Consider the following 11,679-nt stretch of genomic DNA (forward strand, 5'->3'; position numbering starts at 1 on the left):
TCAGCAATTTGAATGGGGAGTTAAAGATAGCTTGTCATTTCATGAGAAAGACCTAACTAATATGGTTAGGTCTTTTCTTGCAATAAGAAAGTGCTGAATCATCATCTTGCTTATCTGAAAGGGGAATTATAATGAAATTACGTGAGCAAATGCCTGAGTTAACAGGTGCAACTGAGTGGTTAAATGGAGAAGTGACTAAAAGTGATTTAGTTGGAGATAAACCAACCCTCATCCACTTTTGGTCTGTCAGCTGTTATTTATGTAAAGAAGCAATGCCCCAGGTGAATCAATTTAGAGATGACTACAAGGATAAGCTAAACGTAATTGCAGTGCATATGCCACGATCTGAAGAAGACTTAGATCTTGAAGCAATTAAAAACACGGCAAATGAGCACGGTATTAGTCAGCCAATTTTTGTAGATAGTGAGCATAAACTAACGGAAGCATTTGAAAATCAGTACGTTCCAGCATATTATGTGTTTGATAAGGAAGGAAACCTTCGTCATTTCCAAGCTGGAGGAAGTGGCATGAAGATGCTAGAAAAACGTGTAAACCGAGTATTAGATGAAATGGAAAAAAGTGAATAAGTTTTGACTGTGAAACCTCGATTGCTACTTGGCAATTGAGGTTTTTCTTTGTTCTATGCAACAAATGAAAATAACGTATCATGAAAGTTCATTTAAAAAAATGTTGGCATGAAAGTACCGTTAAAGTATGAACTTGAGGTATTTTCGAGGTCATTTCCTAAAAGTAGAAAATAAAAGTGGGAATTTCAAACAAAAGGGTGGAAATATATTTCGAAAGCCGATATATTAGTAGTTATCTTGTTATTTTAAAAATTCAAAAATTTCATTCAACAAGAGGGGGGAGTATGAATGGAAACGTTTAAAAAATTAAAGGAATATTATTGGCCATATAAGCATTATTTTCTCTGGTCGATTGGCTTTTTACTAATCGTAACTGCTATTACAGTTGTGTATCCAATTATTTTACAGGTAACAATTGATGAAGTTGTACTCGGTGGCAAATATCATTGGATTCCATATTTAGCACTAGGCTTTGTTGGGCTTATGCTGATAAAAGGAATCGCTACGTATATTCACCAATATACCGGGGACTTATTTGGAATTACATCCGTTTATAAGCTTCGCAACAGCCTTTACGAAAAACTACAGTATTTACCTTTTCGATATTATGATAATGCAAAAACTGGGGATCTAATGTCTAGATTAACAGCAGACGTAGAGGGGTTTCGATTCTTTTTATCATTTGGATTCTCAGAATTAATTCGCTTTGGATTATTAATTGCAACTAGTTTCTCAGTTATGTTTTATTATTCTATCCCACTAACATTTGTGACGTTATGTACACTTCCTTTTTTAGCAATTGTTACGTATCGGTTTGATAAAGCTGTTCATCCTGCTTTTCGCGGCATACGTAAATCCTTTGGTCGACTAAATACAAAAGTCCAAGAAAATATTAGTGGAATTAATACAGTGAAATCACTTTCTCGGGAAGACTTTGAAATTGGGAAGTTTAATGACTCTAATAGTGATTATAAAGACAACTACTTGTTCACATCTAATATTTGGGCAAAGTACTTTCCACTTATGGAGTTCTTGGGGAATTTAAGTGTAGTTTTCTTGCTTTCATTTGGCGGATATTTAGTAATTAACGGGAGCCTTCAACCTGGAGAGTTAGTAGCGTTTTACAGTTTGGTCTGGTACATTATGTGGCCAATCATGAATTTAGGTTTTGTTATCAATTTATTTTCTCAATCAAAGGCATCTGGTGAGAGATTACTAGAGATACTAGAGGCAGAAAATGAAATTATTGAAGCAGATCATCCAATCATTAAGCGAAAGTTTGATGGAAAGGTCTCATTTCAAGATGTTACGTTGAAGTATAATAACGACGATATAGAAGCTCTATATGATATATCCTTTAAAGCTGAACCAGGTAAAGTTATCGGCTTAATAGGGGCTACAGGCTCGGGAAAAACGAGTATTACCCGTCTAATGACTAGATTATACGAACCAACTGAAGGTGAAGTTTTAATCGATGGAGAGAGCGTAAAAAATTATTCTCTTGAGTCCCTCAGACAAAATATCGGGTTTGTCCTTCAGGAAGTCATTTTTATTCTCGTCTACGATTAAAGCCAATATTTCTTATGGAAATCCAGATACATCAATGGAACAGATTGTGGATGCAGCGAAAAGGGCGCAGGCACATGATTTTATTATGGAACTTCCAGATGGATATGACACGATGCTAGGAGAAAGGGGAATGGGGTTATCAGGAGGACAAAAGCAACGAATCGCCATTGCTAGAGCCATTTGTGTAGACCCAAGTATCCTCATCTTAGATGATGCTACAAGTGCAGTAGATATGGAAACGGAGTTTAAAATCCAAAAAGCATTAAAGGAGGTAATGACACAGAGAACGACCTTTATTATTGCTCATCGTATCTCCTCTTTAAAGCACGCCGATGAAATTCTAGTTCTTGAGAATGGACGAATCGTCGAAAGAGGTGTTCATGAAACATTATTAAGCAATCAAGGACCATATCAAAGAATCTATGATATTCAATATCAAGATGCGGCTAAAATAACACAAACGCAAACAGGATAAGGAGGTGGTTTAATGGGAAAAAACAACTTTAGTAAAAAGCAAGTGAAAGATAATGTAATGGAACGTTTTCAATATTCAACCGATCAAATAATCGAGAAACCATTTAACTGGGCTCAAATGTTAAGGCTATTTTCATATATGAAGCCATATCAAAAGAATCTACTGCCATTATCCATTTTAATGGTCCTGATCACAACAGGTGTAAGGCTTATTATTCCAATACTAATAGGTGTTTACACGTTAGATCAAGCGATAAATAATAAAGATATGGGGTTATTAACACAGCTAATTGTACTAATTGCAGGGCTTTATCTTGCATCATACGTTGCAAACTACTTCCGAATTAAATGGATGAACACATTAGGTCAAAGTGTCATATATGATCTAAGGAAACATCTTTTCACACATGTTCAAAGTTTATCTCATCGCTTTTTTGATCAGCGTTCAGCAGGCTCTATATTAGTCCGCATAATGAATGACATCAATTCATTGCAAGAGCTATTCACGAATGGAGTAATCAATTTATTAATGGATATGGTCTTGCTGCTTGGAATCTTTATCATATTGTTTTCACTAAGTCCACAGCTTACATTAGCCATTATGATCATTTTGCCGATTATGTTCTTCATATCAACTAGTTTACGAAGAAATATAAGAAGAGCCTGGCAAACGGTAAGGTTAAAGCAATCAAAGCTAAATTCACATTTAAATGAAAGTATTCAAGGAATTAGGGTAACCCAATCATTCACACAAGAAAAACAAAATATGGAGTTCTTTGATGGAATTAATACAGAGAGCTTCGATAGTTGGAAGACTGCATCACAGAAGAATGCGATGTTTCGGCCACTTGTTGAGTTAACCAATGCATTAGGAACAGCAGTTTTGATTTGGTACGGGGCATCTTTAATTCAAAATGACACCATTTCAATAGGTGTATTTGTATCATTTGCCTTTTATTTAGGTATGTTCTGGGAGCCAATTTCTCGACTAGGAATGGTATATAATCAATTGCTAATGGGGATGGCTTCATCGGAACGGATATTCGAATTTCTAGATGAACGCCCGATTGTGTCTGAAAAAACGAATGCTGTAGAATTAACAGACATCAAGGGACAAATTAAGTTTGAAGATGTAGCCTTTTCTTATGATGAAAAGCGAACTGCTTTAAAAGGAGTTAACCTGGAAATAACGGCTGGACAAACAGTTGCTCTAGTTGGGCATACTGGCTCAGGGAAGACGACTATTGCAAATTTAATTAGTCGATTTTATGACCCAACAAGTGGGAAAGTGAAAGTAGATGGTATAGATTTGCAAGAGGTGTCTCTAAGTAGCTTACGCCATCAAATAAGTGTCGTTCTTCAAGATACATTCATATTCTCAGGGACGATTATTGAAAATATTCGATTCGGGAGACCAGATGCCACAGATGATGACATAGTAAGTGCAGCAAAGGCTGTAGGGGCTCATGACTTTATCATAAAGCTTCCCAATGGGTATGAAACAGAAGTAGAAGAGCGAGGGAATATCCTATCGGTAGGGGAGAGACAGCTGCTGTCTTTTGCTCGTGCTCTACTAGCAAATCCGAAAATTCTCATTTTAGATGAAGCAACGGCAAGTATTGATACGGAAACAGAAGTGAAAATTCAACAGGCTCTTAAGAGCTTATTAAAAGGAAGAACAGCTATTATCATCGCTCACCGCCTTTCAACAATTAGGGATGCGGATCATATTTTCGTGTTAGATCATGGAGAAATTATTGAACAGGGGAATCATAATCAGTTAATGAGTCATCAAGGAGAGTACTATCAACTTGTAAAGGCTCAATATCATATGTTAAACGTTGGTTAATTAATGAAGAGGTCTTCCTAAGGTCAGTAAATTGACTGGAAAGGTAGCACCTCTTCTTTACATTATAGATAACCTACTGTTCTTTTCTTCTAATTGTGCTAAAATGAGAGCATATTTCAAACCCAATGCTGGAGGAATTATTGTGAAAAAAGAATTTGCTGTAATTGGCCTTGGCCGATTTGGAAGTAGTATTTGCCGAGCTTTAGCTGAACAAGGAATGGAAGTAATGGCAATTGATAATAATGAGGATCGAGTAAATGAATTTTCAATGATTGCTTCACATGCAGTTGTTTGCGATTCGACCGATGAATCAGTTTTAAAGAGCTTAGGAATCCGTAACTTTGATCATGTCATTGTCGCTATTGGAGATAATATTCAAGCAAGTATATTAACAACATTAATTCTAAAAGAATTAGGCGTAAAAAATATCACAGTGAAAGCACAAAATGATTATCATGAAAAAGTTTTACGGAAAATAGGAGCGGATCATGTGGTCCATCCAGAACGAGATATGGGAAAACGAATTGCGCATAATATTGTATCTAATAATGTATTGGATTATTTAGAGCTATCTGATGAGCACAGCATCGTTGAGATCGTAGCAAATGATAGACTAGATGGTCATACGATAATCGATCTGGATATTCGTGCAAAGTACGGAATTAACATTGTGGCTATAAAAAGAAAGAATGATATTATAGTATCCCCTCAAGCGAATGAAACAATCATGAAGGAAGATATATTAATTGTCATTGGAGCAGACGCTGACATTAATCGATTTGAGAAAAAGGTATTAGGATAAATGAAAAGCACTCACGATTGTGAGTGCTTTTCATTTTATTATACTTCCATAATGATTGGTAAAATCATTGGACGACGCTTTGTTTTTTCATAAAGGAATGGAGCTAATGTATCTGTAATTTCATTCTTGATTTCAGACCATTGTGTTGTCTTACGTTCCATCACCTTATTTAAGTGTTTGGAAATCAAGGATTGTGCATCATTGATAAGATCACCAGACTCTCTCATATAGACAAATCCACGTGAGATAATATCTGGTCCAGCTGCAATCTTGAAGTCCTTCATATTAATGCTAACTACAACAACGACAAGTCCTTCTTCAGAAAGGATACGGCGATCTCTTAATACGATATTGCCGATATCTCCAATTCCACTTCCATCGATATAAACAGAGCCAGAAGGAATCTTTCCTGCTATTTGTGCTGTATCTTCTGAAAGAGCTAATACTTCTCCATTATCCATAATAAAGCAGTTATCTTCTTCAACACCGCAGTCGACTGCAAGCTTCGCGTGCATACGTTGCATGCGATATTCACCATGAATTGGCATAAAGAACTTAGGCTTAATTAAACGAAGCATCAGCTTTTGTTCTTCTTGTCCGCCATGGCCAGATGTGTGTATATCATTTAGCGAACCATGAATAACGTCTGCACCTGCACGGAAAAGCATATTAATTGTTCTGCTAACACTTACTGTGTTCCCTGGGATTGGTGAAGAAGAGAAAACAACCGTATCACCTGGGATAATTTGAATTTGTCTATGTGTGCCGTTTGCAATGCGTGAAAGGGCAGCCATCGGCTCACCTTGGCTACCTGTACAAAGTATCGTAACTTGGTTAGCTGGAAGACGATTAATTTGCTGAGCATCGATAAATGTATCCTTTGGTGCACGAATATACCCTAAGTCTTGTCCAATATTAATAGCAGCTTCCATGCTTCTTCCAAAGACGGCAATCTTACGACCGTTCGCTACAGCAGCTTCTGTTACTTGTTGTAAACGGTGAATATTTGAAGCAAAGGTAGCAAAAATGACGCGGCCATCCACTTTTCTAAAGATGTCATGGATGCTCTCACCAACTCTGCGCTCAGACATCGTGAAATTTGGGATTTCACTGTTCGTACTATCTGAAAGTAAGCATAGTACTCCTTCTTTCCCAATTTCAGCCATTTTTGTAAGGTTAGCTGGCTCCCCAACAGGGGTAAAGTCAAATTTGAAATCTCCTGTATGGACAATTTGTCCAGGAGGCGTTTTCACTACAATACCGTACGAATCTGGAATACTGTGAGTAGTGCGGAAAAAGGTAACAGACGTTTTTCTAAACTTAATAATATCATCTTCTTGAATTTCGATTAGTTTAGACTGTCTTAATAATCCGTGCTCTTCTAATTTATTGCGGATAAGCCCTAGTGCTAATTTTCCTCCATATACTGGAACATTAATTTGTCTCAACAAATAGGGGATGCCGCCGATATGGTCTTCATGACCATGTGTGACAAATAATCCCTTGATTTTATCTTCGTTCTTAATAAGGTAAGTGTAATCTGGGATTACATAATCGATTCCAAGTAACTCATCTTCAGGAAATTTGATTCCTGCATCAATAAGAATAATTTCATCTTGGAATTGTACTGCATAAGTGTTCTTACCGATCTCACCTAAACCACCGAGGGCAAAGATCGCTGTTTGGTCGTTTTTTACAAATTTCATAAATTATATCTCCAATACTTTAAAATCTTCATTTTGTTTTTCGTACTCTAAAAGTGCACCTGCGACAGGCATTACAAATTCAATGTTGTATGGTTTATCAGCCAATTTCGTTCGAACATCTCTTTCTGAATCAGCTTCCATATAAATCGTTTTTGTATTCTCCCTTACAGGTACTTCCTTTTTAGATTCCTGAAAATAAACTTTAAAAATCATTCAAAATCGCTCCTTAATTGAATATAACTTTTTCTATTATATAAAAAAATCACATGTTTTTCATGTTTTTTCTTATTTAAGTTTAATTTTCCTGTTTTTTGTATGTAATTCAGCAGAACAAATGAATGATTTCGATTGCTCAATAGGATAAGGAAAGCCCTTCAGCTTAGGAAGGGCAAGAAAGTTTAAGCAATTGTTTTTTTTCGAAGCATGTCTCTCCACTGACCTAAGAGCTTCTTTCTAAGCTTCTTTAACATAGTGGTTCATCTCCTTACTTCTTATTTTAAACAAACCTCGTCTAAAGTAAAGGAACCAAAGTCACTTTCTCAATCTTTTTCATTTTTTCCGCAAAATATCCTGTTTTTTGCATTACAAAAACAAGTTCTTTCCGGTTAATCGACTAAAAAAGGTGAGTAGATGCCGATTCAATTCGAGCTCGCTATGTCCTTTTTAATCTTGAACTCCCTTTTATTGTTTAGTATGGGAAGAAGAGCGATATTTCTCTCATGGGTAAACATGGAAGTATGGTGATAATTGACAATCAGATAAAGAGGGTTTAGGGTTAATGAGAAAAAGTCTACATACGAAGTAGGGATGAGGATTGGCAAAGTTATATGGAGCTTTAGGTTTACTTAGCTTAATTTGGGGGATGTCATTCTATTTTATTAAAATGCTGTTAGAGGATCTAGGTCCATTCGCAATCGTTTTTGGTCGATGCTTCTTTGGGGCAGTAACATTAGCTTTGATCGCATTTGCAAGTAGAAAAAACGTATTAAAAGGTTTGCCTTGGACAAAACTTTTATTGGTTGGAATATTAAATAATGCGCTTCCTTGGCTTTTTATCTCTGCAAGTGAGACGAAAATTACTTCTAGTTTAGCATCTATCGTAAATGCTACGACACCGTTATGGACACTGATTATTGGCTTTCTGTTCTTTTCTTCAAGCTTGAGGAAAAATCAATGGGTCGGGATTATTATAGGTTTTGTTGGTATTTTTATTCTATCCGATATTTCAAGTAGTCATGTTTTTGCAGGGGATACGGTTGGTGTACTTTATATGATTGGGGCTGCCGCCTGTTACGGAATTGGGACTCAGCTATCAAGAAAATACTTTGCAGATTTAACGGTGTTACAGATTTCTTTGACAACATTAAGTTTTGCTTCTATAGTTAGCTTTGTCCTATTGATGCTCAAATCACCACATACGGTTTTGGATATTTTTCAATTAGATACTCTACTCCTATTTATTGGATTGGGTAGCTTTGGGTCAGGGGTTGCCTATCTTTTGTTTTACTATCTGGTTCAAAAAGGGAGTGCAGAGTTTGCTTCCCTCGTAACCTATTTGGTACCAGTAACTGCAATATTGTGGGGGGCAATCTTATTAAATGAGCAAGTGAAGATGAGTATGATTTTAGGACTAATGATCATATTTTCAGGAGTCTATATATCATCATTAAAATTGAAGAAAAAAGAGAAGAACAAACAAGCAGCATAGAATAATTACTATCTGGGAGAGATATTCAATGAAGAAAATTGTTTTTTTTGATATAGATGGTACGTTGTTAGACCATGAAAAGAAGTTACCAACCCAAACAAAAGCTGCAATTAATCAACTAAGAAAAAATGATGTTTACGTAGCAATTGCAACGGGAAGAGCTCCGTTTATGTTCAAGCATATTCGTGAAGAGCTTGAAATTGATTCATATATAAGCTTTAACGGACAATTTGTTGTTTTTGAACAGGAGACAATTTATAAAAACCCACTCAATGAAGGCGAAATTGAAAAGCTTATTACACATTCAAATTCTAATGGTCATCCCCTCGTTTTTTTAAACGAGCATACGATGAAAGCAAACGTTGTCCACCATCCTTATATTGAGGAGAGCTTAGCAAGTATTGAGTTTCCTCATCCTGATAAGGAAGAAGAATTCTATCGCAATCGGGAAATCTACCAATCCCTTGTCTTCTTTGAGGAAAAAGATGAAGGCCATTATCTAAATCGCTATCCTCATTTTGACTTTGTCCGTTGGCATCCGTATTCAGTAGATGTTCTTCCCGCTGGTGGTTCAAAAGCAGAAGGGATTAAAAAAATGATTCACCGCTTAGGCTTTGCTCTTGAAGATGTATATGCATTTGGAGATGGGCTGAATGATATCCAAATGTTAAGCGCAGTTGGTACAGGGGTAGCGATGGGAAATGCATCTGAGTTTGTCAAACAGCATGCAGATATGGTTACAACTGATGTAGCAGATCAAGGAATATACAATGGGCTGAAAAAATTAGGATTAATTTAATTATTTGTACTTCGTTATCATATTTAGAAAAGGGACTGGGACATAACTAAATGACTCCTTCTCAAAGACGAACAGGTTGTAAAATCAAGTTCGTTCCACCTGCGCTGCAGACACTCGCTTTCCGCAGCGAGGAAGCTGAGCCTCTTAGCCTCCTCGCTGCGCTTTGGTGTCTTAGCCTTTCCTCTATTTCCCTTAGTAGTCGAGTGACTTCCGCTCCATTCCGCTTTTGGTAATAATTTGTTTTCCGAACAAACAAAAATACCCGAACTAGCAAAAGGAGATCACTCCTGATCGTTCGGATAGTTCATTGACTGAAACCCTTTTGTCCCAGCCTCTTTACCTTAAATTATTTATTATCTTTCAATTGCGATGGCATCCTTTGGTTCTTGAAAAGGGTTTGCCTTATTAATGTGATCATAGAACATAACGCCGTTTAAGTGGTCAATCTCATGCTGAAATACGATTGCCACTAATCCTTTTAAGCGTAATTTTACGTCCGTTCCATCTATGTCTGTTCCTTTCACTGTTATACGAGCATAGCGGGGAACAAAACCTGGTATAGATTCATCAACAGATAAACAGCCTTCTCCAGACGTTAAATAAGCCATTTCAACAGAATGACTAATAATCTTTGGGTTAATTAGGGCGTGACTATAAAGGGTCCCCTTTTCATCGTGCACATGAATTGCAATCATTCTTTTCGATACATTAATTTGGGGAGCAGCTAGCCCGATTCCTGGACGTAGTCCATATTTTGAAGCAATTTCAGGTGTTTGACTATTGATTACATACTCTAGAAGACTTTTTAATATTTCTTTATCTTCTTGAGATGCCGGTAAGGGTACCTCTTTAGCCACTTGTCGTAAGCTAGGATGGCCATCGCGAATAATATTTTCCATTGTAAGCATGGTCACAATTCACTCCATTCTTTACTAACTTCTATGTATTGTTTTAGTCTACCAAAGAAATTCTCAAAAGTTAATCTATAATAACACAAAAGGGGTCAATCACATCATATATATAAGAGTGATTAATTGATAATGCTAGTCATAAATGTACATAACTCTTCATACATTATAGCAATAGGACAAGCCTAACAGAGGAGTATTTTAAACCAAGTCATAGAAACAATCATTGTAAAAATAAGAAACAATCGATATAGTAAATAATGTTATTAGTTAGGAGGTTTATAGGTGTTAGGTATATCAAAATCACGACTTCTTGTAGTTATAATGGGGTTAGTATTGGTATTATCAGGATGTTTAAATTCTCAAACTCCAGTTGACAAATTGTATTCGGTGTTAGAGCAGGTAGTAATAAAGGAAAAAGAATTTGAAGAGCAACAAGAGCCTCTAGTTAATTTAGAAAAAGAAGAAAAGGTATTATATGATAAAATCATTTCCTTAGGAATGAAAGAATATGATGAAATTGTAAAGGTTGCTGACGAAGCTATACAGATTATTGAAAAACGTTCCCTTCATATGGAGAAGGAACAACAAAGTATTCAATCTTCAAAAAAGGAATTCCAAAAAGTAACAAGTATTTTAGAAGAAATGGATGAAACAGACATTAAAGATAAAGCTGAAGAGCTCTCTGCTATGATGGAGAGTCGTTATCAAATCCATGAAGAGCTATTTAAGAATTACACACAAGGGATAAAATATGATATAGAACTCTATGAGATGTTTAAGAATAAGGATATACAATTAGAACAGCTGGAAGCGCAAATCATTAAGATTAATGAAGTTTATCAAAAGGTACTAGAAAATAACGAGGACTTTAACAAAAAAACAGAAGAGTATAATAAGAAGAAATTAGAATTTTACAAAGCAGCAGGAATTGAAATAAAAGAAACTACCTAATACAAATGTGAAGCCGACTTGAAAAGTCGGTTTTTTGCATGGTAAAAGTTGAGATAATTTTGATTAATTATGTATCTAATCACCTATAAAGTGGAATCTTCTTTAGAAAAGAATAGCAATTCTAATCCATTCAAGGTTCGAAAAGCTTGTATATATAATTATTATCTAATGTTGGATGTTTTAGCAATATAATATCATCAATGTTCTTTTTTATAACAGGACGAAACTGTGAGTTGTTTTATAATACAGTAATCTGTGGATTGTAATACAGTTATAAGTGATGGGAAACATATAATTATAGTGTAAAGCTTTTAAAAACATAG

The 11,679-nt window shown here is 35.8% G+C and carries 9 protein-coding genes and 1 pseudogene; 7 read left to right on the top strand and 3 right to left on the bottom strand.

What is annotated here, in order from left to right:
- The first annotated feature begins 131 nt into the window (after positions 1-131).
- The 4 genes and pseudogenes from LS684_RS07280 (at position 132) to LS684_RS07295 (ending at position 5,281) form a co-directional block, all read left to right on the top strand.
- On the top strand, positions 132-587 hold the full coding sequence (locus LS684_RS07280; protein WP_233810953.1) for a TlpA family protein disulfide reductase: 456 nt from the start codon (positions 132-134) through the stop codon (positions 585-587).
- Between the two features lie 288 nt (positions 588-875).
- Positions 876-2,631, top strand: a pseudogene (locus tag LS684_RS07285) (ABC transporter ATP-binding protein).
- A gap of 12 nt (positions 2,632-2,643) precedes the next feature.
- Positions 2,644-4,479 carry an ABC transporter ATP-binding protein gene (locus tag LS684_RS07290; RefSeq protein ID WP_233810954.1) on the top strand — a complete coding sequence of 612 codons (1,836 nt, stop codon included), beginning with the start codon at positions 2,644-2,646 and terminating at the stop codon, positions 4,477-4,479.
- Between the two features lie 142 nt (positions 4,480-4,621).
- On the top strand, positions 4,622-5,281 hold the full coding sequence (locus LS684_RS07295; protein ID WP_233810955.1) for a potassium channel family protein: 660 nt from the start codon (positions 4,622-4,624) through the stop codon (positions 5,279-5,281).
- 38 nt (positions 5,282-5,319) lie between these two features.
- Here LS684_RS07295 and rnjA read toward each other — a convergent pair whose 3' ends face one another.
- Together rnjA and LS684_RS07305 are read right to left on the bottom strand one after the other, a co-directional pair.
- Positions 5,320-6,987 (bottom strand): ribonuclease J1, encoded by a 1,668-nt coding sequence (gene rnjA, locus LS684_RS07300; RefSeq protein ID WP_233810956.1) that lies wholly within the window; start codon positions 6,985-6,987, stop codon positions 5,320-5,322.
- A gap of 3 nt (positions 6,988-6,990) precedes the next feature.
- Positions 6,991-7,200: a DNA-dependent RNA polymerase subunit epsilon gene (locus tag LS684_RS07305; RefSeq protein WP_233810957.1), complete on the bottom strand. Its 210-nt coding sequence runs from the start codon at positions 7,198-7,200 to the stop codon at positions 6,991-6,993.
- A gap of 601 nt (positions 7,201-7,801) precedes the next feature.
- Here LS684_RS07305 and LS684_RS07310 point away from each other — a divergent pair.
- Both LS684_RS07310 and LS684_RS07315 read left to right on the top strand, forming a co-directional pair.
- A complete protein-coding gene (locus LS684_RS07310) occupies positions 7,802-8,695 on the top strand; it encodes a DMT family transporter (RefSeq protein WP_233810958.1) in 894 nt (297 codons plus the stop codon).
- Between the two features lie 28 nt (positions 8,696-8,723).
- Positions 8,724-9,494, top strand: a complete 771-nt coding sequence (locus tag LS684_RS07315) for a Cof-type HAD-IIB family hydrolase (RefSeq protein ID WP_233810959.1) — start codon at positions 8,724-8,726, stop codon at positions 9,492-9,494.
- A gap of 353 nt (positions 9,495-9,847) precedes the next feature.
- Here the strand turns inward: LS684_RS07315 and def are convergent, their stop codons facing one another.
- Positions 9,848-10,402 (bottom strand): peptide deformylase, encoded by a 555-nt coding sequence (def, locus tag LS684_RS07320; protein ID WP_233811564.1) that lies wholly within the window; start codon positions 10,400-10,402, stop codon positions 9,848-9,850.
- A gap of 285 nt (positions 10,403-10,687) precedes the next feature.
- Here def and LS684_RS07325 point away from each other — a divergent pair, with 285 nt between their 5' ends.
- Positions 10,688-11,356: a YkyA family protein gene (locus LS684_RS07325; protein WP_233810960.1), complete on the top strand. Its 669-nt coding sequence runs from the start codon at positions 10,688-10,690 to the stop codon at positions 11,354-11,356.
- Positions 11,357-11,679: the final 323 nt, after the last annotated feature.

The organism is Cytobacillus spongiae (assembly GCF_021390075.1).